Genomic DNA, 20,298 nt, shown 5'->3' with positions numbered 1-20,298 from the left:
CGGAGGCTCACAGGAGAGTCTGCAGCACCGCCGCGATGGCAGGCAACGAAGCAGCCCGGAATTGGAGCGGTCCATCGCGCCACAGGCGGGTTGCTTCGCTTCGCTCACAGTGACAATCCATCCGCTTTCATCCCGCAGAAAGAACGATCGTTCGGATTGACGAACGATGCCCGGAGGCATACACGACGAGACTTCCCGACGCAGCCTACCGTCCGCGAGACCTCGTCATGTCCAGCGATGCTCCCGACCACGCCGCCCTCCATCCGGAGACGCGCCTCGTCCATGGCGGGACGATGCGCTCGGGGTTCGGCGAGATGTCGGAGGCGCTGTTCCTGACGCAGGGCTTCTCCTACGACACGATGGAAGCGGCGGAGGCCCGCTTCAAGGGCGAGGCCCCGGGCTTCATCTATTCGCGCTTCTCGAACCCCACCGTCGCCATGTTCGAGAAGCGCATGGCGCTTCTGGAGGGGGCCGAGGCGGCGCGCGCCACGGCGAGCGGCATGGCGGCCGTCACCGCCACCATGCTTGGCCTAACGCGGGCCGGCGATCACGTCGTCGCCGCGAAGGCGCTGTTCGGATCCTGCCGCTACGTTGTGGAGGAGCTGCTGCCGCGGTTCGGAGTGGCCTCGACGCTCGTCGACGGCACCGACCTCGCGCAGTGGCGCGCTGCGATCCGGCCGGAGACCAAGGTGCTCTTCCTCGAGAGCCCGACGAACCCGACGCTGGAGATCATCGACATCGCCGCCGTCGCGGCCCTTGCGCGCCAGTGCGGCGCCAAGCTCGTCGTCGACAATGTGCTGGCGACTCCCATGCTGCAGAGCCCGCTGACGCTCGGCGCCGACTTCGTGGTCTATTCGGCGACCAAGCACATTGACGGGCAGGGCCGATGCCTCGGTGGTGTCATCCTCGCCTCCGAGAAGCTGATCGCCGACCACATCCACAATTTCCTGCGCCAGACCGGACCCGCCCTTTCGCCCTTCAACGCCTGGGTGCTCCTGAAAGGGCTCGAAACGCTGCCATTGCGGGTAGAGAAGCAGACCAGCAACGCGGCAATAGTGGCCGACGCGCTGGCCGCGCTGCCCGGCGTCCGCCGCGTGCTCTATCCCGGCCGCCCCGACCATCCGCAGCACGAACTCGCCGCCCGCCAGATGCGCGGCGGCGGTACGATGGTGGCCTTCGAGGTGGAAGGCGGGCAGGCCGGCGCCTTCCGCCTCGGCAACGCGCTTCGCCTCGTGCGCATCTCTAACAACCTCGGTGATGCCAAGAGCATCGTCACCCATCCCGCCACCACGACCCACCAGCGCCTCACGCCCGAGGCCCGCGCCGAACTCGGCATCGGCCCGGCCCTACTGCGCCTGTCCCTGGGAATAGAGCACCCCGCCGACATCGTCGCCGACCTGCAGCAGGCCGCGAAGACGGTGTAGCAGCCGTTCGCCTGGAGCGCGGGTCTTCAGACCCGCCCTTCTTCGTTCCAAGCCCACATCCTGCCCAACCAAACAGGCGCGTCTGAAGACGCGCGCTCCGGACCGCAGCGCTTTGGAGCGCGGGTCTTCAGACCCGCTCTTTTTCCGTCCAAGCGCACATCCTGCCCAACCGAACAGGCGCGTCTGAAGACGCGCGCTCCGGACCGCAGCGCTATGGAGCGCGGGTCTTCAGACCCGCTCTTTCGTATTGAAAAAGCTGCGGGACACTCACCTTGTTCGAGACCGTGCTGAAGACCACGGCCAGTCCGCCGGGGTGACGCACAATCCTGCCCGGCATGGATTGTGTTCGACGTACGCGACGACCGCCTCCAGCTCGCGCTCGTTCCGGACATAGCGATCGAAATAGTCGGGAGCCCAGAACGGTCCCGACCTGCGGGCCTCCGCGTTGATTGCCCTTGCCGTCCAGGCTTTCCAGCTCTTCACCACTGGCCCGAGGCTCTCACCAATCTTAGTCTCCAGCACGGCGTGGACGTGGTTCGGCATGATGCACCATGCCACGAGCCGATAACGCTTCTGGTCGAAGTGCAGCAGTGCTGACTGCACGATTCCGGCAGCAGCCGCGTCGGCGAGGGTTGAACCTCCCACACCTGCGTCCAGCCAATCATTGAAACTTCTGCCGCGCGCGATGGGGTCTTGTGGAGCACTGGCGAGGAGGTGCTTCGGCAGGCTCTCAGCGGTCCTGAAAACGACGTGCTGAACAACCTCCGGCGAGTCGAAATGAGGCAGGTATCCCCGGCTGTGCCAGCCTTTTGGGTTCATCGCCGATCCTCCGGTCCGGGGATCATCAAATGGACAGTACTGACGGAGCTACGCATTTGCGGTTGCCGAAAAGACAGGAATGCGCGTCTGAAGACGCGCGCTCCCAAGTGCCCTTTCAGGCACCCAGACTTCGCCAGGCCAGCGCGAAGCGGGAGACGGCGGTGACGAGGCACATCGCCGCGAAGATCCAGGCGAGCAGCGGGAACCAGGCGGGGAACAGCAGCATCAGCGCGAAGCAGGCGATCGTCTCGGTGCCTTCGGCGAGGCCGGCGGTGAAATAGAGGCTCTTCACGCCGCGGTTGGTCGTTTCCATGCCGCGCCGGGCGGCGACGGCGGCGTAGGCGAGGAAGGTTGCACCGTTGACGTAGAAGGTGAACAGGAGCACCGCCGCGGGAAGAGCGTTCACCACCGGGTCGCGCGCGGCGAAGGCGAGGGGTACCGCGCCGTAAAAGGCGAAGTCGGCGACGATGTCGAAGAAGCCGCCCCGGTCGGTGCGCCTTGTCAGGCGCGCCACCGCGCCGTCGAGGCCGTCGCCGAGCCGTCCCAGCGCGAGGAGGACGAGCGCCGCGGCATCCCAGCCGAGCGCCGCGCAGAGCGCGCAACCCATGCCGAGCCCGAACGCGCCCGCCGTCACGACGTCCGGCCCGGCCCCTGCCCGCACGAGGCCCCGTGCGGCAAGGCGCAGAGGCGGATCGATCAGGGTGCGCATCACGCCGTCGAGCACGCCACCCCTCCTCGCCCGCAGGACGCGTTCAGCCTTCCGCAGGCCTGCGATTGACCCGACTCCTTCATGGTTCTAGTGCAGTGACCGTCGCCTGCGCTGCCCCCGAGGGCCGGTTGACGAGGGAGCACCATGTACCGGGCCGTCACCCGTTCGATCCAAGTCACCGTCACCCCCGCCTTCCTTCCCGACGAGTCGTCGCCGGAGAAGAGCCGCTGGTTCTGGTCGTACACGGTGGAGATCGTCAACACGGGCGAGGAGCACGTCCAGCTGCGCTCGCGCTACTGGCACATCCGCGATGCCAACGGGCGCGTGCAGGAGGTGCGCGGCGAAGGCGTCGTCGGCAAGCAGCCCCGCATCGCCCCGGGCGAAACCTTCGAGTACACGAGCGGCTGTCCCCTGGAGACGCCGGGCGGCATCATGTCGGGCCATTATCTGATGCAGACGGACAAGGGCGAGACGTTTGCCGTCGAGATCCCCGCTTTTTCCCTCGACGTGCCGCAGACGACCCGGATCCTGCATTGAAGCGCCCAAAATGCGGAGCGCTGTCCCGGGACACTTGGCACTGAGTGCCTGGATCCCGGCTTTCCGCTTGGCTCCGGCCGGGATGACGACATCCCTGAGAGGGGATCACTCCTAGTCGTCGCCTACGCCGACCTCGCCGGGCGCGACGACGTATTTCGTCGAGCAGAACTCGCAGGTGATGCCGATCTGGCCGTCGTCGCCCACCATGTGGCGGCGCTCGTCGTCGGAGAACTGGCGCAGCATGGAGACGATGCGCTCGCGGTCGCAGCGGCACCGCTCGACCATGGGCTGCGCCTCGAAGACACGCACCCCGCGCTCGTGGAAGAGACGGTACAGCAGCCGCTCGCTCGACAGCATGGGGTCGATCAGCTCGTGGTCCTCGATCGTCTCGACCAGCGATCGGGCCTCGACCCACGCATCGTCCTCGGACGGGGGAACCGAGGCGGAATCGTCCGACGCGTCGCCAGGGTCGAGATCGGCCTGGCGCTGGCGCTCTGGCGAGTTCGGCAGGAACTGCACCAGCAGCCCGCCGGCGCGCCAGGACTGGTGCTGCTGGCCTGCGGCGCCCGTCACGGTGGCACCCACGGCGATCCGCACCCGTGTCGGGATCTGCTCGGACTGGCGGAAATACTGGTGCGCCGCTTCCTCGATGCCCTGTCCGTCCAGGGCGACGATGCCCTGGTACCGCGTCATGTCGGCGCCCTGGTCGATGGTGAGGGCGAGGTGCCCCCTCCCGAGCAGCACGGCCGGGCTCGCATCCTCGCCGAGGCTCGCCAGCCTATCGGCGTCGAACCGGGCGTAGGCTCGCACGCGGTCGGGAGCCTCGAAGTCGACGACCAGCATGTCGACCGGTCCGTCGCTGCGCGTCTGCAGCTGCAGGCGGCCCTCGAACTTCAGCGAGGTGCCGAGCAGCACCGTGAGCACGATCACTTCGCCCAGCAGGCGCGAAACGGGCGCCGGATAGGCGTGCCGGGCGAGGATCGTGTCCACCATCGGCCCCAGCCGCGCGACGCGGCCGCGCACGTCCAGTGCCTCCACGGCGAACGGGAGGACGCGGTCGTCGAGCTGTGTTTGCGGGTGCGCCGTCATGCGTCCAGCGCGCCGAGGCACCAGGCAAGCACGCCCTTTTGCGCGTGCAGGCGGTTCTCGGCCTCGTCGAAGACCGCCGATTGCGGGCCGTCCATGACCTCGTCGGTCACCTCTTCGCCGCGATGGGCGGGCAGGCAATGCATGAAGATCGCCTCGGGCCCGGCTGCGGCCATCAGCCGGCCGTTGACCTGGAACGGCGAGAGCAGGTTGTGCCTGCGCCCGGCGTCCTCGTCGCCCATCGACACCCAGCAATCCGTGACGACGCAGTCCGTCCCCTCGACCGCGTCGAAGGGGTCGTGGGTCACGGTCACGCGGGCACCCTCGCGGCGCGCCCAGGTGATCAGTTCGGCGGGAGGGGCGAGTTCCTCCGGCGTGCCGATGTTCAGGCGGAAATCCAGGCGTGCGGCAGCATGCACCCACGAGGCGAGGACGTTGTTGCTGTCGCCGACCCATGAAACCGTCTTGCCGGCGATGGAGCCGCGTCTTTCCTCGAAGGTCATCACGTCAGCCATGATCTGACAGGGGTGGGAGAGCTTGGTGAGCCCGTTCACCACCGGAACGCTCGAATAGGCGGCGAGTTCGCTCACAGCCTTGGCGTCGAGCATGCGGATGACGATCGCGTCGACGAAGCGGGAGAGCACGCGCGCGGTGTCGGCGATGGTCTCGCCGCGGCCGAGCTGCATCTCGCTGCCGGTCAGCATGATGGTCTCGCCGCCCAGCTCGCGCATGGCGATATCGAAGGAGACACGGGTGCGCGTCGACGGCTTGTCGAAGATCATCGCCAGCGTCTTGCCGGCGAGTGGCCGCTCCGCCGGCGGCTGACCGCGGCGGCGTTCCGACTTCATCTTCGCCGCAGCGTTCAGGATGGCCCGCAGCCGCTCCGTCGAGTGGTCGGGAATATCGAGGAAGTGCCGGAGCTGCGTCATCACGCGGCTCCCCGCGCCTTCGCGGACTCGAGGGCCGAAGCCGCGCGGTCGAGCCTCGCTACGGCTTCCCCGGCCTCGGTTTCGCTGATGATGAGCGGCGGAAGGAGGCGCAGAACGTTCTCGCCCGCGGGCACCGTCAGGAGCTTCTCGGCCCGGGCAGCAGCGGCGAGATCGGTGTTCGGCACGACGCAGCGCAGGCCGAGAAGCAGCCCCTCGCCGCGGACCTCGGCGATCACGCCCGGGTGCCTGTCGGCGAGTTCGGCAAGGCGCTGCTTCATCAGCAGGCCCATGCGCTCGACATTCTCGAGGAAGCCAGGCGCCAACACGACGTCGAGCACGGCGTTGCCCACCGCCATGGCCAGCGGATTGCCGCCGAAAGTGGTGCCGTGCACGCCGGCGGTCATCCCCTTGCCGGCTTCCTTCGTGGAAAGGCAGGCGCCCATGGGAAAGCCGCCGCCGATGCCCTTGGCGATGGCCATGATGTCGGGCTCGACCCCCACCCGCTGATGCGCGAACAGCCGGCCGGTACGGCCGACGCCCGTCTGCACCTCGTCGAAGATGAGCAGGAGGCCGTGCTCGTCGCATAGCTCGCGCAGCCCGCGCAGGCACTGCGGCGGCACCGGCCGCACGCCGCCCTCGCCCTGGATCGGCTCGATGAGGATGGCGCCCGTCTCGGGGCCGATGGCAGCCTTCAGAGCCTCGTGATCGCCGAACGGCACCTGGTCGAAGCCGTCGACCTTGGGTCCGAAACCTTCCAGGTACTTTTTCTGCCCGCCCGCGGCGATCGTCGCCAGTGTGCGGCCGTGGAAAGCCCCCTCGAAGGTGATGATGCGGAAGCGCTCGGGCTGGCCATTCGCCGAGTGGTACTTGCGCGCCATCTTGATCGCGCACTCGAGGGCCTCGGCGCCGGAGTTCGTGAAGAAGACCTGGTCGGCGAAGCTGTTGTCGACGAGCCGCTGCGCCAGCTTCTCGCCCTCCGGAATGCGGTAGAGGTTCGAGACGTGCCAGAGCCTCGCGGCCTGCCCCTGCAGCGCCTCGACGAGGTGCGGATGGGCGTGGCCGAGGGCGTTCACCGCGATGCCTGAACCGAAGTCGAGGTAGCGGTCGCCGGAGGCCGTGATGAGCCACGCGCCCTCGCCTCGCTCGAAGGCGAGATCGGCGCGCGCGAAGGTCGGCAGCAGCGGCGAAGTCGTCTCGGTCACGGCAGGGCTCTCGATCTTGGGTTGGCTCATCGGTCTGACCCCTTCGGGTGCCAGAAAACAAAAGCGCCGCCCACCGGGCGGCACTGCCGGGACTATGATTTCCAACGGCTGCGCTGTCAACGAAAAGCCCCGGTCCGGCCCTTGCGGGAACGGGCCTGTACGCGCCACCATGGTCCCCATGAGCGATGATCCAGACCGCCTTGCCCGCCTGGAGCGTGTCTACGCGGCGTCAGGGCGCGACGAACTCGCTTCCGGCTACGCCGCCTGGGCGCGTGACTACGACGCCGACGTGATGGCGATGGGCTACCAGTCGCCCAACATGGTGGCCGCCATGGTGATGCGCCACGTGCCCGCGCCGGGTGGCACGGTTCTCGACGCGGGCTGCGGAACCGGGCTGCTTGGAGTGATGCTGCGGCCCTTCGGCTACGTCCCGATGATCGGCATCGACATGAGCGAGGACATGCTGGCGGCAGCCCGCGCCCGCCGTTGCTACGACGGTTTGCGGCGGATGGTGATGGGCGAGCCGCTCGACTTTCCCGACGGCGCCTTCGGGGCCGCCGTCGCGTCGGGCGTGTTCACGGCCGGCCATGCGCCCGCCAATGCCTTCGAGGAGCTGACCCGTGTGGTGCGCCCGGGCGGCCGCATCATCTTCGGGCTGCGCCATGACGGCGCTTACGGCGATGCCTATCGCGAGGCCTGCGACCGGCTGGTTACCGCCGGGCGCATGCGGCTCGTGGAGGAGAGCCGGCCTTTCCGCGCGTTCCTGCTGTCGCCGGAGGAGGCGCATGTCCTCAATGTGGTGCGGGCCTACGAGGTCGCCTGAGCCGCCCCGGTGCGTGGCACGCGGCCTTCCAGCGGGTAGGCAGGGTCCGTGTAGCCCGGCGAAGACGGGTGGCCCGCCGGCACCAGCCGGTCCACCAGCGCCTCGTCCTCCGCCGTGAACCGGTAGCCGAGACCGGCGATGTAGTCCTCCCACTGCTCCAGCGTGCGCGGGCCGCCGATGACGCTGGTCACGAAGGCGTTGTTCAGCACCCAGCCCAACGCAAAATGGCTGGCCTTGGCGCCCTTCGCCTCGCAGTACCGCTTGATCTCCTGCGCGATCTCCAGCGACTCCGGGCGCCACTCGGTCTGCATGATGCGGGTGTCGTTGCGGGCGGCGCGCGTGCCTTCCGCCGGGGGCTTGCCGGGATCGTACTTGCCGGTGAGCACGCCGCGGGCGAGCGGGCTGTAGGGCACGACGCCCAGCCCGAAATAGCCGCAGGCCGGCAGGTGCTCGACCTCGGGCATGCGGTTCATGGCGTTGTAGTAGGGCTGGCTCACCACCGGGCGGTCGATGCCCGCCTCGTCCGCGAGGCGGCAGATCTCGGCCACGCGCCAGGAGCGATGATTGCTGACGCCGAAATACCGCACCTTGCCGGAGCGCACGAGATCAGCCACGGCGCGCACCGTCTCGCCGAGCGGAGTCGTGTGGTCCTCCTTGTGCAGGTAGAGGATGTCGATCCAGTCTGTGCCCAGCCGTCTCAGGCTGGCGTCGACGGCGAGGTTCAGCCAGCGGCGCGAAAGGCCGCGGCGGTTCGGGCCCTCGCCCATGGCGTTGGCCGCCTTGGTCGCCAGCACCCAGGCGTCCCGGTCGCCCCTGATGGCGCGGCCGACGATCTCCTCGGATGCCCCGTTGTTGTAGACATCCGCCGTGTCGATGAAGTTCACGCCTGCATCGCGGGCGCGACCAATAATGCGGGCGGAGGTCTCCTCATCCGTCTGCGCGCCGAACATCATCGTTCCCAGGCACAGCGGGGAGACGTGGAGGCCACTGCGGCCGAGCGTGCGCATCTGCATCGGAATTCACTCCTGGACGGACCGGACCTGCCGGGCGCCGGAGAGTGGCGCGGCCCGCCGCGAGGCGCAAGGACGCGGCCGCATGGCGGGGAGGAACCGGGTGCGGGTCGGCACGTTTGCCGCTACAGCCAAGCCAGGAGGGTTCACATGCCCCACCCCATTCCCGACATTCCGCTTCCCGGCGGCCCCAACCCGGGTCGCAACCCGGTCCCGGGCGGGATCCTGCCGGACGAACCGCCTCCCGCGCCCGAGGACGACGAGGTGCCGGTGCCCGGCCCCTCGGGACCGCGCACGCCCTACCCCGTCGATGATCCCGGCATCACCGACCCGACGGGCCCCGGCTCCGAGCCGGACTACCTGCCCGGCCAGCCGACGGATCCCGGCATTCGCCTGTGACATTGGCGTCCCCCGCCCGCCGCACTTGCGCGCGGGCGGGTTGAAGGGCAACGATCCCAGCCGCAGAGCGGCCCGCGCGAGAGGCCGCCGTGACGGGAGGTTGTCGTGGGCGATCCGTTTTCACTTGCCGGCCGCGTGGCCGTGGTCACCGGCGCCTCGCGCGGCCTCGGCTACGCGATGGCCGAGGCGCTGGGACGCGCCGGCGCCACCGTCGCCCTGAACGCCCGCGCCGGTGGTGGCCTGGACGACGCCGTCCGCAGGCTGAAGGATGCCGGCCTCGAAGCGGAGGCCCTTCCCTTCGATGTCGCCGACGGGCAGGAAGGCCCGGCTGCGCTGCGCGACGTCGCCCGGCGTCACGGAAGGCTCGACATCCTCGTCAACAACGCCGGCATCCAGCACCGACGCCCCGTGCTGGAGTGGGAGGACGCCGATTTCGAGCGCGTCCTGACGGTCAACCTCGCGGCCTGCTTTCGCCTGTCACGGGAAGCCGCACGGCTCATGATCCCGGCGGGGTTCGGGCGCATCATCAACACGGGCTCGGTGGCCGCCATTCTCGGCAGGCCCACCATCCACGGCTACGTGGCGGCGAAGGCCGGCCTGCACGGGCTGACCCGCTCGCTCGCAGCCGAACTCGGCAAGTCCGGGGTCACGGTGAACGCGCTGGCGCCCGGCTACTTTGCCACTGAGTTGAACACCGCTCTGCTCGACGACAAGGCCTTCACGGCGTGGGTCGAAGCACGGACGCCGATGGGCCGCTGGGCCAAACCGGCCGAACTCGGCGGCGCTGCCGTCTTCCTCGCCTCCGAGGCCGCGTCCTACGTCACTGGGCATGTCCTTGCCGTCGACGGCGGCCTGTCCACCTCGCTCTGAGCGGAACAATCCCCCGCGGCCTGCCGCGCCGGCGGCCTCCCGCCGAGCAGAGAGACACGTCATGACCGAGAGTTCATACCTCCACGTCCACCACGACCGGCTGCGGGCGGCCGTCCGCGCCATGTTCGCCGCGGCGGGATCCTCGCCGCGCGAACGTGCACTGGTGGCCGAACATCTCGTCGAGGCCAATCTGCGCGGCCACGACTCCCACGGCGTCGGCATGATCCCGGCCTATGTGGAAAACCTGGGTGCGGACGAACTGAAGCTCAACGCCGAGGTCGCGGTCGTGAAGGACGGCGGCGGCTTCCTCGTCTGCGACGCCGGGCTCGGCTTCGGCCAGGTGATGGCGCACGACGCCATGGCTCTCGCCATCGCCCGGGCAAAGCAGACCGGCTCGTGCATCCTGACCCTGCGTGACAGCCACCATGTCGGGCGCATCGGGCACTGGGCCGAGCAATGCGCGGCAGCAGGCCTCGTGTCGCTCCACTTCGTCAACGTGGTCGCCGACCCGCTCGTGGCGCCCTATGGCGGCAGGGCCGGGCGGCTGGTGACCAACCCGGTCAGCATCGGCTTTCCCCGCCCGGGCCACCCGCCCATCATCGTCGACTTCGCGACGAGCAAGCTGGCCGCCGGGAAGGTCCGCGTCGCCATGAACAAGGGCATCGAGTTGCCCGACGGTGTGCTGATCGACGGCTCGGGCGAGCCCACCAACGATCCCGCCGCCCTGTTCCTGGAGCCGCGGGGAGCCCTCCTGCCGTTCGGCGACCACAAGGGCTGGGGCCTCGCGCTCGCCTGCGAACTCCTGGGCGGCGCGCTGTCCGGCGGGCACGTGATGCAGGGACCGCGGACACGCAAGGCGATCATCAACAGCATGTTTTCGGTCGTGGTCGATCCGGAAGGACTCGGCACGGCGCCTGCGTTCTTCGCCTCCATGGAGGCCTTCCTCGCCTGGGCGCGGCAGCCGGCGGACGGAGCAGAACCGACGGTCCTCATCGCCGGCGAACCCGAGCTGGCGCATCGTGCCGAGCGGGTGCGGACGGGTGTCCCGATCGACCCTGCGACATGGGAACAGCTCCTCGTTTCCGCCGACGCGACGGGCCTCGGCAGGGCCGAGTTCGCCCGCATCGCCGACGACCAGGAGGCCGGCCGGGGCGAGAATGGCGACGAGGTCGCGGCGCGCGGGGCTTGATGCGCGCAACGCGCAAAGCGATATAGGCCCCATCGAAGGAGCCGGCGGCCACGCGACAACCCCGTCGCGCAGGCGCTCCGGGACCGCCCCGCCGCCCATCGGCTCGAACCGGACGAGGCATGTCAGACACGCCAGAGACGCAGGTGTTGGCGGACGATGACCGCGAGCCCATCCTTCCGCCGGAGCGGCCGCGCCGCTTCGCCTGGGTGGGCACGGCGATCAGCTTGCTGCTGTTCGCCGCCTCCATGGCCGTGCTGTACAAGATCCTGTCCACCGTCAACCTGGAGGACGTGAAGGAAGCCTTCCGCAACGCCACGCGCGACCAGCTCGCGATCGCCGGAGGGCTCACCGCGGCCAGCTACCTGCTGCTGACGTTCTACGACGTGCTGGCCCTGCGTCAGCTCAAGCTGAAGGTGCCATACCGAAAGACGGCTCTCGCGTCTTTTACGAGCTACGCCATATCCTTCACGCTCGGCTTCCCGCTCGTGACGGCAGGCTCGGTTCGATACTGGATCTACTCACCGCTCGGCGTGTCGGCCGGCAAGGTGGCCAGCATCACCTTCATTGCCGGCGTCACCTTCCTGCTCGGCATGGGAACGATCGTCGGGCTCGGCCTCATTTTCCGGGCCGACGCGCTCGCGGACCTCAACCACCTGCCGGTCGAGACCAACCAGCTGATCGGAGCCGCCGCGCTCGGTGCCATCATCGTCTACCTCGTCTGGGTCGGGGCGAGGCGCCGCGCCGTCCGCGTGCAGCGCTGGCGGCTCGAGCTGCCAAGCTTCCGGGTCTCGGTCGGGCAGATCCTGCTGGGCATGGGAGACGTGTGCTGTGCAGCCGGCGTGCTCTACGTGCTCTTGCCTCAGGGCTATGGCGTGGAGTTCGCCACCTTCGCCGCCGTCTACGCGTTCGCCTGCCTTCTCGGCATCGTCAGCCACGCGCCGGGCGGGCTCGGCGTCTTCGAGGCGACCATGCTGCTCGCCTTCTGGCGGCTGCCCTATGAGGGGCTGATCGGGGCGCTGCTGCTTTTCCGCATCTGCTATTATCTCGTGCCGTTCGTGTCGGCTCTTCTGCTGCTGGGCGTCTACGAGATCTTCACCCGGCTCGCCGCCTACAGGACGCAAAAGGACGACGCGGCAGCACAGGACTGACATGTGCGCGTGAGAATCGTGTCTCATGCAGTCGCCGGACTGCAGAGGATTCGGGACATGGCCGCCCTTGAGGGCTTTGATGCGGGCGGGATCGTGGCGGCCACCCTGGGCGCCATCGCCGATCCCGTCATCCTGACGGACGGCCGCGGCACCGTGCTCCTGTTCAACCCGGCCGCCGCCGAAGCCTGGCCATCCCTGTCCACGGGCTGGCCGCTGTCCTTCTCGCTGCGAGCGCCGGACATCGTCTCGGCCGTCGAGCGGGTGCTGGCGGGGGAAGCCGCCGTCACCGGCGAGTATTCCGAGCGCGTGCCCGTGGAGCGGGTCTACGCCATGCGCGTCACCGCCATCACGCAGCAGACGCTGATCCAGCGCAACCGGCCGGCGGCGATGATCGTGCTGCGGGACGTGACCCCCGAGCGCCGGCTCGAGGCGATGCGGGTCGACTTCGTCGCCAATGCCAGCCACGAGCTGCGCACGCCCCTGGCCTCGGTGCTGGGCTTCATTGAGACCCTGCAGGGCCCGGCACGCAACGATCCCGCAGCGCGCGACCGGTTCCTCGGCATCATGCGGGTGCAGGCCCAGCGGATGGCGCGCCTCATCGACGACCTGCTCTCCCTTTCGCGCATCGAGATGATCGAGCACCGGCACCCCTCCACGGCGGTCGACCTGTCGGGCGTGGTGCGGCAAATGATCGACACGGTCCGCCCGCTGGCCGAGGAGCGCGGCGTCGTCGTCCACCCCGATCTGCCGCAAGGGCGGGTGATCGTGGCGGGTGACCGCGACGAGTTGCTGCGCGTCTGCGACAACCTGATCGAGAACGCGATCAAGTACGGCCAGAGCGGAGGCAGGGTCGACATCACGCTGGGCACGACGGGCGAACAACAGGCCTGCCTGGCTCAGCTGGCCGTGCGCGATTATGGGCCCGGCATCGCGCCGGAACATCTCCCCCGCCTCACCGAGCGCTTCTACCGCGTCGACACGGCCGACAGCCGCGAAAAGGGCGGCACCGGGCTTGGCCTGGCCATCGTCAAGCATATCGTCAACCGCCACCGCGGGCGCCTGACGATCGAGAGCCGGCCGGGCGAAGGCGCCACATTCCGTGTCACGCTGCCTCTGGTGACACAAGCACAGGAAGCAAACCCCTGAGCTGCAACGCCTAAACACGTCAACAGAACGTCACGCGCCGGTCATAGAAGAAGGTCCGTCAGAAGCCAGCGGAGTGACAGATGGCAACCGCGCCGCAGATCCTCATCGTCGAGGACGAAGAGCCCTTGACCATGCTTCTGCGCTACAACCTCGAGGCGGAGGGGTACGGCGTCGAATGCGTCGCACGCGGCGACGACGCCGAGGTGTCGCTGCGTGAGCGCAACTTCGACCTCGTCCTGCTCGACTGGATGCTCCCCGGCCTCTCCGGGATCGAGCTCTGCCGCCGCCTGCGGCAGCGCCCCGACACGCAGCGCCTCCCGGTCATCATGCTCACCGCCCGTGGCGAGGAGAGCGAACGCGTGCGGGGACTGGCCACCGGCGCCGACGACTACGTGGTGAAGCCCTTCTCGGTCCCCGAGCTGGTCGCCCGCGTGCGCGCCCTGCTGCGCCGGTCATCGCCCGGGCGCGTCGCCAGCCTGCTCGAGGCCGGCGACATCGTGCTCGACCGCGAGACCAAGCGCGTGCGCCGGTCCGGCCGCGAGCTCCACCTCGGCCCGACCGAGTTCCGCATGCTCGAGTTCCTGATGGAGAAGCCCGGCCGCGTCTACAGCCGGGCCCAGCTGCTCGACGGCGTCTGGGGCATCGACGCGGAAATCGACGAACGCACCGTCGACGTGCATGTCGGGCGCCTTCGCAAGGCCATCAACCGGCCCCGCGAGAAGGACCCGATCCGCACCGTGCGAGGGTCCGGTTATTCCTTCGACGAGACGTTCGGAAGGCGCTAAAGCCGGACCGCGCGTCTCCAGACACGCTTTGCGGCTGACGCTTGGGAAAAGAGCGGGTCTGAAGACCCGCGCTCCAAGGCTCACCGACGGCTCGGACCGCGCGTCTTCAGACGCGCTTTGCGCTGGCGCTTGGGAAAGAGCGGGTCTGGAGACCCGCGCTCCGAGGCTCACCGACGGCGCGGACCGCGCGTCTTCAGACGCGCTTTGCGGCTGGCGCTTGGGAGAAGAGCGGGTCTGAAGACCCGCCCTCCCAGGCTCACCGACGGCTCGGACCGCGCGTCTTCAGACGCGCTTTGCGCTGGCGCTTGGGAAAAGAGCGGGTCTGGAGACCCGCGCTCCGCGGCGCGCCGACGGCTCGGACCGCGCGGCTTCAGACGCGCGTTGCGGCTGGCGCTTGGGAAAAGAGCGGGCCTGGAGACCCGCGCCGCTGTCTGGCGTCAGCCGTGCGCGACGCGGACTGGCGGCATACCCTGGGCCTTGCGGTCGCGGCGGCGCTCCAGGGAGGGCTGGTAGGCGATCTGGGAGTGGTAGGGGCAGTAGGGCGTGCCGGGCGGTGACTTGGCGCCGCAGAACCGGAACTCCTCCGACGTGGGATCGCCATGCGGCCAGCGGCACATGGACTCGCGCAGCTCCATAATGGTGACGCGCTCGGAGATCGGGATCACCACGTCCGGCGAGGGAGCCGGCGCGATCTCGATGACCGGGGCGGGCATGGCCGGGGCGATAGGCTTGGGGCTCAGCGCCAGGTTCCCCCGCACGGGTGGCGAGTGCATCATCGGGTGGCTCGGAGCACGCGTCGCCTTGCGCGGACGGGCCGCCTGCGGAGCCGGCGCCTTGGTGCGACCGGACAGGCCCAGACGGTGAACCTTGCCGATGACGGCGTTGCGCGTCACGCCTCCCGCAAGTTCGCCAGCGATCTGGCTTGCGCTGAGACCCTGGTTCCAGAGCTTCTTGAGCAGTTCGACACGCTCGTCGGTCCAGGACATAGGCCTCATTCCCCGATTATTCTCAGTGCCTCGTACGTCGAATCCGGAAGTCCTCGCCGCCCCGGTATTCACGGGGCACGTGGAACACTTCACTCGACCTGTGGCTTGCCGCACCAGATGTCGTATTCGACAGGGGCGAACCTACGATATGGCGCGACTCCGGTGCAAGAGTCGGGCGACTCCTGATGGTGTTTTCCCCAGCGAACGTGGCGGGAAAGACTCACTTTCGAGGCACGCCAAAGGGTTGTAGCGGGCAAGCCCTTCATCCGATTCAGGAAATCGGAAACGAGCTCGCCAGCGACCTGATCGGCCCCCTCAGAAAGCCTCTTCCCAGCTGCGGCTGAGCCGCACGGCGGCGTTGATCAGGCCAACCAGCGAATAGGTCTGCGGGAAGTTGCCCCACAGCTCGCCGGTGCTGAGGTCGGCATCCTCGGAGAACAGGCCGAAGCTGTTGCGCTTGTGCAGGATGCGCTCGAACAGCTCGATCGCCTCGTCACGTCTTCCGATGGCGGCGAGTGCGTCCACATACCAGAAGGCGCAGACGAGGAAGCCCGTGTGCATGCGGCCGAAATCGTCCTCCACCGCATAGCGCAACAGCAGGTCTCCCCGCCGCAGATCCCGCCCGATGGCGTCCACGGTGGCGACGAAGCGCGGGTCGTCGGCCGCCAGGAAGTTCAGCTCGGCGAGCAGCAGAAGCGTGGCATCGAGGTCCTCGCCGTCGAAGGTCGAGACAAAGTGGCCCTTCTCGGCATTCCAGCAGCGCTCCTCGATGACGGAGCGCAGCCGCCGCGCCTGGTCGGCCCAGTACTCGCGCCGGTCCTCGCGGCCGACGGCCCGTGCAATGCGCTTCAGCCGGTCGCACGCGGCCCAGCACATGACGCTGGAGAAGGTGTGGACGGAGGCCTTGGTGCGCAGCTCCCAGGGGCCTGCATCGGGCTTGTCGAAGACCTCGACGGCCCGGGCGCCCAGCTTTTCCAGATGCGCGAAAAGCGCGTCGTTGCCGGCGCGGATCAGCCGCTTGTCGAGGAAGATGTGGGTGGCGGCGAGCACGACCGCGCCGTAGACGTCGTTCTGGACCTGCGTCCAGGCGGCATTGCCGACGCGCACGGGACCCATGCCGCGATAGCCGGCGAGCGCGGGGGCGATGCGCTCCTCGAGGTCGGCCGAGCGGGTGATGCCGAAGAGCGGCGCGATGTCCTCGATGTTGCCGACCTCGGCGTCCTCGACCACGTCGGCGATGAAGCCGAGATAATCCTCCATCGTCCGCGTCGTCCCGAGCCGGTTCAGGGCCTGGACCACGAAGTAGGCGTCGCGCAGCCAGCAGTAGCGATAGTCCCAGTTGCGCTGCGTGCCCGGCGCCTCAGGCACCGAGGTCGTCAGCGCCGCGACGATCGCGCCCGTCTCCTCGAAGTTGCAGAGCTTGAGCGTGATGGCGGCGCGGATCACCTCGTCCTGCCAGTCGAAGGGGATCGACAGGGAGCGCACCCAGCCGCGCCAGAAGTCGATCGTCTTTTCCAGAAACTCCCGGGCTGTCGTGTCCGTCTCCGAGCGCAGCGGCTCGTCGGTGCCGAAGAAGAACGACATCGGCCGCTCGACGGTGAAGATCCGCTCCTCCGCCACATAGGCGATGGGCGCATCGGTCGTCAGGCGCAGTGCGCCCTCGGCGCCCACGAAGCGCATGTGGTTGCTGCCGCGGGTCAGTTCGGGCTGGCGCTCGCCCCAGTCGTAATGCGGGCGCAGCTTGACGCGGATGCGCGGCCGGCCGCGCAGCGGAAGGATGCGCCGCACCAGCTGCGGCGGCCGGAACAGGCGGTCGAAATGGTTGAAACGCGGCGCGAAGTCGAGGATCTCGACGGCATTGCCGCGCTCGTCCTCCATCACCGTCGACAGGACGGCGGTGTTCGGCACGTAGCTTTGGGTGATGGACGTGACGCCGTAGAGCTCGATGGCGAAAACGCCCTGGTGCCCCCCTTCGGGCGGATCGCCGGCCAGCAGCGCCGAGAAGACGGGCTCGCCGTCGAAACGCGGGAAGCAGGACCAGACGAAGCTGCCCGAACGGTCGACCAGGGCGGCGATCATGCAATTGCCGATGACGGCGAGATCGAGGGAGCTCACGAGATGTCCTCTTTGAAAAGAATGGTTCCGTGGAGGGCGCAATCGGCCAGCCATTGCCGCAACACCGCGGGACTGTCCATCCGCCGCGCGGCAAGCGTGTCCCCGGCGCCGATGCGGATACCCGTTCCGCCCATGGCAGCGACGATGCCGAAGCCATGCTCGTCGGTGCGGTCGTCGCCGATGAAGTAGGGCGTCCGGCCGCGATAGGGCTCGCTTTCCATGAAGCGGGCGATGGCCGCGGCCTTGGTCGCGAAACGCGGCAGCAGTTCCAGCACGTCCTTGCCGTCCTGGACGCGGTAGTCCGGTCCCAGCACGCGCTCGGCCTCGGCCACCGCGTCGGCGGCATAGCCCGCAAGGGCCGGCGCCAGGCGCCAGTGCAGCGCCACCGAGCGGCCCTTGTCCTCGACGATCAGGCCGGGCCGCCCTTCGGCACGCTGGCGCAGGAGTTCGACAGCCTGCCGCAGCCGGCGCGCATCAGGCATGGGTTCGACCGCGACCGCGCCGCCGATGCGCTGCTCGGCGCCGTGCAGGCCGGCGACGTCGAAGCGGTGCGGGGCGAGGTAGAAGTCGATGACGGACAGCGGCCGGCCGGAGACGATCGCGAGCGCGCCGCCGAGATGGCCGCGCAGCCGCTGGAGCAGGTCGGGCAGGCCGTCCTGAACCACCACCGCGTCCGGACGCGGCGCGATGTCGACGAGCGTTCCGTCGAAGTCCAGGAACAGCGCGGCGCCGGTTCGGCTCGCGGCCACGTCTTCCGGCAGGCGTATGGAGCGCGCGTCAGGCATTGGCATCGCCGGACGTCTCGCCGATCTGCGCCACCCGCTGGCGCTTTCGCAGCCGAGCGGCGTCGATGAGCATCTGCCCTGCCCAGCGGTAGACGTTACGGGCCCGCACCTGTTCACGCATCAGGCGCATGCGCTCGCGCTGCTCGGATGGCGGCATGGACAGGGCCCTCTGGATCGCGGCAGCCATGGCGTGGGTGTGATACGGGTTGACGATCAAAGCCTCGTTCAGTTCCCTCGATGCCCCTGCGAAGGCGGACAACACGAGCACGCCCTCCTCGTCGTCGCGCGCCGCCACGAACTCTTTGGCGACGAGGTTCATGCCGTCGTGCAGCGATGAGACGATGCACAGGTCGGCGGCGCGGAACAGCTCGAACACTTCGGCCGGCTCGTGGTGACGGGCGAGCAGCACGATCGGCTTCACGCCGTCGACCTCGTGGCGCGCATTGATGTCCTCGGCCATCGCCGTCGCCTCGTCCTGGATCTGCTTGTAGCTCGGCAGCTTGCTGCGCGTCGGCGCGGCCACCTGCACGAAGCTGAAGCGTCCGCGCCAGTCCGGATTGTCGGTGAGGAACTGGTCGACCGCCATCATCCGGTCGGTGATGCCCTTGGTGTAGTCGAAGCGCTCGATGCCGATGCCGAGGGCGACGTCCGGCTTCAGTCCCAGCCGCTGGCGGACGCTCTGGCGGGCCTCGGGAACTGGCGCCTGGCCGGCCATCGCCGCTGGCGGCCACTCGATGGAGATCGGATAGGGGCGCACCACCGTCTCGTGACCGCCGAAGGTGATCGATGCCCGCTCGCGATCGATCCGGCTCTCGAGGAAGCGGTCCACCGTGTCGAACAGGTTGTTGCAGTGGAAACGCGTGTGGAAGCCGAGAATCGAGCTTCCCAGCAGGCCCTCGATGATCTCGTCACGGTAGGGGCAGATGCCGAACGTCTCGGAGTTCGGCCAGGGAATGTGCCAGAAGGTCACGATCGTGGCGTTGGGCAGGCGCTCCCGGACGAGCCGCGGCAGCAAGGCGAAGTGATAGTCCTGGACCAGCACGATGGGGTCCGGGGTCTTGGCCTCCGCCACCACCGCGTCGGCGAAGCGCTCGTTCACCTGCCGGTACATCAGCCAGTCGCTCTCGCGGAAGATCGGGCGCACGAAGGCGATGTGGCAGAGCGGCCAGAGCCCCTCATTGGCAAAGCCGTAATAGTAGCCGTCCTGCTCCTCCTCGCTCAGCCAGACACGGCGCAGCGTGTAGGTGGGCGCATTCGGCGGCACGGCCACGCGGTCGTTGGCATCGACCACGTCGCGGTCGGCGCTGCCGCTGCCATGGGCGATCCAGGTGCCGCGGCATGCGCGCGTGACCGGCTCCAGCGCCGAGACGAGGCCGCTCGCCGGGATCTGGAGCTGGATCCCGTTTTCGGTCCGATTGTGGATGTAGGGCTCGCGGTTGGAGACGACGATGACCTCCGCCCCCGGCAACTCGTTGGCGAGCGCGACGGAGAGCGTGTCCGGCGTCCATTCCGTGTGGGTGACATCGATGCCCCGGCGCAGGAAATCGAGTTCGTCGAGCGCGTTCTGGATCTCCTGGCCGACGCCGAGCAGGTCGACCCCCGGCTTGGCCTCTATGCGGCCGGCGCGCAGGTCGTCGATGGCCCGGCGCAGCGCCGCCAGCCAGCGCCGCACGGCGATGAAGCCGATGAGTGCGGCGAGCGCCGCCCCTCCCAGCGCCACCGCAGCCAGGGCAACCAGCACGTAGGAGCGGATGACGTTGCTGCGCTCGACGGAGAAGCGCATGTCGTGCAACAGCACGATGCGGCCCGGCTGGCTCGGCAGCGTGAAGCCCGAGATCAGCATGTCGCGGTCGCCACGGTGGACGGTGGTGAAGGCGTCCTCGCCTTCGGCCGGCAGGGCGGAGCAGGTGAGCGCCGGAGGCGCCTCCTTTGAGGCGAAGCGCAGCCCGCGCGCGGGATCGCAATAGCCGGCGGCCACCAGCCTCTCGTCATCGGACAGGCGCTGGAACAGGGTGTTCAGCGCCTCCGTGTCGTCCTTGCGCAGCAGTTCGTCGACGCGGTCGCGGACGGATGCGTTGACGAGGCGGGCCCGCAGTTCCACGTCGCGCCGCGCGAAGCGGTCGAACGCCGCCGTCATCAGCGGCAGCGCCGCGACGGCGACCGTGGCAGCCACGAGCAGCGCGACGACGATGGTCCATGTGATGACGCGAACGCGCCTGTCGCTACGCTCCGCGGACGTCATGCCCGGCCTCTCCCGAGGCGGCGTGGCGCTCTCGGGAAAGGAACGAAAGGGCTTTGGACGTCGGCGGGCATGGAACCTCCGGGCGTTGTTGCGC

The 20,298-nt window shown here is 68.9% G+C and carries 19 protein-coding genes; 9 read left to right on the top strand and 10 right to left on the bottom strand.

Annotated elements, in window-relative coordinates:
• The first annotated feature begins 227 nt into the window (after positions 1 to 227).
• Positions 228 to 1,424, top strand: a complete 1,197-nt coding sequence (locus AC5JCN_RS22260; protein ID WP_495757276.1) for an O-succinylhomoserine sulfhydrylase — start codon at positions 228 to 230, stop codon at positions 1,422 to 1,424.
• Between the two features lie 267 nt (positions 1,425 to 1,691).
• Here AC5JCN_RS22260 and AC5JCN_RS22255 read toward each other — a convergent pair whose 3' ends face one another.
• Both AC5JCN_RS22255 and AC5JCN_RS22250 read right to left on the bottom strand, forming a co-directional pair.
• Positions 1,692 to 2,069: an REP-associated tyrosine transposase gene (locus AC5JCN_RS22255; RefSeq protein ID WP_495757275.1), complete on the bottom strand. Its 378-nt coding sequence runs from the start codon at positions 2,067 to 2,069 to the stop codon at positions 1,692 to 1,694.
• 289 nt (positions 2,070 to 2,358) lie between these two features.
• On the bottom strand, positions 2,359 to 2,967 hold the full coding sequence (locus tag AC5JCN_RS22250; protein ID WP_495757274.1) for a CDP-alcohol phosphatidyltransferase family protein: 609 nt from the start codon (positions 2,965 to 2,967) through the stop codon (positions 2,359 to 2,361).
• A gap of 129 nt (positions 2,968 to 3,096) precedes the next feature.
• Between AC5JCN_RS22250 and apaG the strand changes: the two genes are divergently transcribed.
• Positions 3,097 to 3,489 (top strand): Co2+/Mg2+ efflux facilitator ApaG/CorD, encoded by a 393-nt coding sequence (apaG, locus tag AC5JCN_RS22245; protein WP_495757273.1) that lies wholly within the window; start codon positions 3,097 to 3,099, stop codon positions 3,487 to 3,489.
• A 111-nt stretch (positions 3,490 to 3,600) separates the two neighbouring features.
• On the opposite strand, the gene AC5JCN_RS22240 is transcribed toward apaG, so the two are convergent.
• Genes AC5JCN_RS22240 through AC5JCN_RS22230 form a run of 3 tightly spaced genes read right to left on the bottom strand, consistent with a single transcriptional unit; the run spans position 3,601 to position 6,736 of the window.
• Positions 3,601 to 4,578, bottom strand: coding sequence for an Hsp33 family molecular chaperone (locus tag AC5JCN_RS22240; RefSeq protein WP_495757272.1), 978 nt, complete (start codon positions 4,576 to 4,578; stop codon positions 3,601 to 3,603).
• Positions 4,575 to 5,504, bottom strand: a complete 930-nt coding sequence (argF, locus tag AC5JCN_RS22235; RefSeq protein WP_495757271.1) for an ornithine carbamoyltransferase — start codon at positions 5,502 to 5,504, stop codon at positions 4,575 to 4,577. The genes AC5JCN_RS22240 and argF overlap by 4 nt, the downstream gene beginning before the upstream one ends.
• The gene (locus AC5JCN_RS22230) at positions 5,504 to 6,736 is read right to left on the bottom strand and encodes an aspartate aminotransferase family protein (protein WP_495757270.1); all 1,233 of its coding nucleotides are present in this window, start codon (positions 6,734 to 6,736) and stop codon (positions 5,504 to 5,506) included. The genes argF and AC5JCN_RS22230 overlap by 1 nt, the downstream gene beginning before the upstream one ends.
• Before the next feature lie 148 nt (positions 6,737 to 6,884).
• Here AC5JCN_RS22230 and AC5JCN_RS22225 point away from each other — a divergent pair, with 148 nt between their 5' ends.
• On the top strand, positions 6,885 to 7,529 hold the full coding sequence (locus tag AC5JCN_RS22225; RefSeq protein WP_495757269.1) for a class I SAM-dependent DNA methyltransferase: 645 nt from the start codon (positions 6,885 to 6,887) through the stop codon (positions 7,527 to 7,529).
• On the opposite strand, the gene AC5JCN_RS22220 is transcribed toward AC5JCN_RS22225, so the two are convergent.
• Positions 7,514 to 8,542, bottom strand: a complete 1,029-nt coding sequence (locus tag AC5JCN_RS22220) for an aldo/keto reductase (RefSeq protein WP_495757268.1) — start codon at positions 8,540 to 8,542, stop codon at positions 7,514 to 7,516. The genes AC5JCN_RS22225 and AC5JCN_RS22220 overlap by 16 nt on opposite strands.
• A gap of 147 nt (positions 8,543 to 8,689) precedes the next feature.
• On the opposite strand from AC5JCN_RS22220, the gene AC5JCN_RS22215 reads away from it, so the two are divergent.
• The 6 genes from AC5JCN_RS22215 (at position 8,690) to phoB (ending at position 14,076) form a co-directional block, all read left to right on the top strand.
• The gene (locus AC5JCN_RS22215) at positions 8,690 to 8,938 is read left to right on the top strand and encodes a hypothetical protein (protein ID WP_495757267.1); all 249 of its coding nucleotides are present in this window, start codon (positions 8,690 to 8,692) and stop codon (positions 8,936 to 8,938) included.
• A gap of 105 nt (positions 8,939 to 9,043) precedes the next feature.
• Complete coding sequence (locus tag AC5JCN_RS22210; RefSeq protein WP_495757266.1) at positions 9,044 to 9,808, top strand: SDR family oxidoreductase; 765 nt, start codon at positions 9,044 to 9,046, stop codon at positions 9,806 to 9,808.
• 61 nt (positions 9,809 to 9,869) lie between these two features.
• Positions 9,870 to 10,997, top strand: a complete 1,128-nt coding sequence (locus AC5JCN_RS22205) for a malate/lactate/ureidoglycolate dehydrogenase (RefSeq protein ID WP_495757265.1) — start codon at positions 9,870 to 9,872, stop codon at positions 10,995 to 10,997.
• 119 nt (positions 10,998 to 11,116) lie between these two features.
• Positions 11,117 to 12,145 carry a lysylphosphatidylglycerol synthase domain-containing protein gene (locus tag AC5JCN_RS22200; protein WP_495757264.1) on the top strand — a complete coding sequence of 343 codons (1,029 nt, stop codon included), beginning with the start codon at positions 11,117 to 11,119 and terminating at the stop codon, positions 12,143 to 12,145.
• Between the two features lie 57 nt (positions 12,146 to 12,202).
• Positions 12,203 to 13,291, top strand: a complete 1,089-nt coding sequence (locus AC5JCN_RS22195; protein ID WP_495757263.1) for an ATP-binding protein — start codon at positions 12,203 to 12,205, stop codon at positions 13,289 to 13,291.
• Positions 13,292 to 13,371: 80 nt separating this feature from the next.
• Positions 13,372 to 14,076 (top strand): phosphate regulon transcriptional regulator PhoB, encoded by a 705-nt coding sequence (gene phoB, locus AC5JCN_RS22190; RefSeq protein WP_495757262.1) that lies wholly within the window; start codon positions 13,372 to 13,374, stop codon positions 14,074 to 14,076.
• A gap of 437 nt (positions 14,077 to 14,513) precedes the next feature.
• Here phoB and AC5JCN_RS22185 read toward each other — a convergent pair whose 3' ends face one another.
• The 4 genes from AC5JCN_RS22185 to AC5JCN_RS22170 form a co-directional block, all read right to left on the bottom strand.
• The gene (locus tag AC5JCN_RS22185) at positions 14,514 to 15,062 is read right to left on the bottom strand and encodes a GcrA family cell cycle regulator (RefSeq protein ID WP_495757261.1); all 549 of its coding nucleotides are present in this window, start codon (positions 15,060 to 15,062) and stop codon (positions 14,514 to 14,516) included.
• Between the two features lie 315 nt (positions 15,063 to 15,377).
• On the bottom strand, positions 15,378 to 17,177 hold the full coding sequence (locus tag AC5JCN_RS22180; protein WP_495757260.1) for a glycoside hydrolase family 15 protein: 1,800 nt from the start codon (positions 17,175 to 17,177) through the stop codon (positions 15,378 to 15,380).
• The gene (gene otsB, locus AC5JCN_RS22175; protein WP_495757259.1) at positions 17,174 to 17,962 is read right to left on the bottom strand and encodes a trehalose-phosphatase; all 789 of its coding nucleotides are present in this window, start codon (positions 17,960 to 17,962) and stop codon (positions 17,174 to 17,176) included. Before otsB ends, AC5JCN_RS22180 begins: the two co-directional genes overlap by 4 nt.
• Entirely contained in the window at positions 17,955 to 20,204 is a 2,250-nt protein-coding gene (locus AC5JCN_RS22170) for an alpha,alpha-trehalose-phosphate synthase (UDP-forming) (RefSeq protein ID WP_495757258.1), read from the bottom strand. Before AC5JCN_RS22170 ends, otsB begins: the two co-directional genes overlap by 8 nt.
• Positions 20,205 to 20,298 lie beyond the last annotated feature (94 nt).

It is taken from the genome of Alsobacter sp. (genome assembly GCF_059501845.1).
Note: the sequence above shows the minus strand (reverse complement) of the source record. Positions and strands in the feature narration are given on the sequence as shown.

Excerpts from the sequence above, each read along its gene's own strand:
- otsB (WP_495757259.1), bottom strand. The coding sequence starts at position 17,962 with ATGCCTGACGCGCGCTCCATACGCCTGCCGGAAGACGTGGCCGCGAGC.
- AC5JCN_RS22225 (WP_495757269.1), top strand. The coding sequence starts at position 6,885 with ATGAGCGATGATCCAGACCGCCTTGCCCGCCTGGAGCGTGTCTACGCG.
- AC5JCN_RS22205 (WP_495757265.1), top strand. The coding sequence starts at position 9,870 with ATGACCGAGAGTTCATACCTCCACGTCCACCACGACCGGCTGCGGGCG.
- phoB (WP_495757262.1), top strand. The coding sequence starts at position 13,372 with ATGGCAACCGCGCCGCAGATCCTCATCGTCGAGGACGAAGAGCCCTTG.
- AC5JCN_RS22220 (WP_495757268.1), bottom strand. The coding sequence starts at position 8,542 with ATGCAGATGCGCACGCTCGGCCGCAGTGGCCTCCACGTCTCCCCGCTG.
- AC5JCN_RS22185 (WP_495757261.1), bottom strand. The coding sequence starts at position 15,062 with ATGTCCTGGACCGACGAGCGTGTCGAACTGCTCAAGAAGCTCTGGAAC.
- AC5JCN_RS22240 (WP_495757272.1), bottom strand. The coding sequence starts at position 4,578 with ATGACGGCGCACCCGCAAACACAGCTCGACGACCGCGTCCTCCCGTTC.
- AC5JCN_RS22215 (WP_495757267.1), top strand. The coding sequence starts at position 8,690 with ATGCCCCACCCCATTCCCGACATTCCGCTTCCCGGCGGCCCCAACCCG.
- AC5JCN_RS22230 (WP_495757270.1), bottom strand. The coding sequence starts at position 6,736 with ATGAGCCAACCCAAGATCGAGAGCCCTGCCGTGACCGAGACGACTTCG.
- argF (WP_495757271.1), bottom strand. The coding sequence starts at position 5,504 with ATGACGCAGCTCCGGCACTTCCTCGATATTCCCGACCACTCGACGGAG.
- AC5JCN_RS22170 (WP_495757258.1), bottom strand. The coding sequence starts at position 20,204 with ATGACGTCCGCGGAGCGTAGCGACAGGCGCGTTCGCGTCATCACATGG.
- AC5JCN_RS22195 (WP_495757263.1), top strand. The coding sequence starts at position 12,203 with ATGGCCGCCCTTGAGGGCTTTGATGCGGGCGGGATCGTGGCGGCCACC.
- apaG (WP_495757273.1), top strand. The coding sequence starts at position 3,097 with ATGTACCGGGCCGTCACCCGTTCGATCCAAGTCACCGTCACCCCCGCC.
- AC5JCN_RS22200 (WP_495757264.1), top strand. The coding sequence starts at position 11,117 with ATGTCAGACACGCCAGAGACGCAGGTGTTGGCGGACGATGACCGCGAG.
- AC5JCN_RS22260 (WP_495757276.1), top strand. The coding sequence starts at position 228 with ATGTCCAGCGATGCTCCCGACCACGCCGCCCTCCATCCGGAGACGCGC.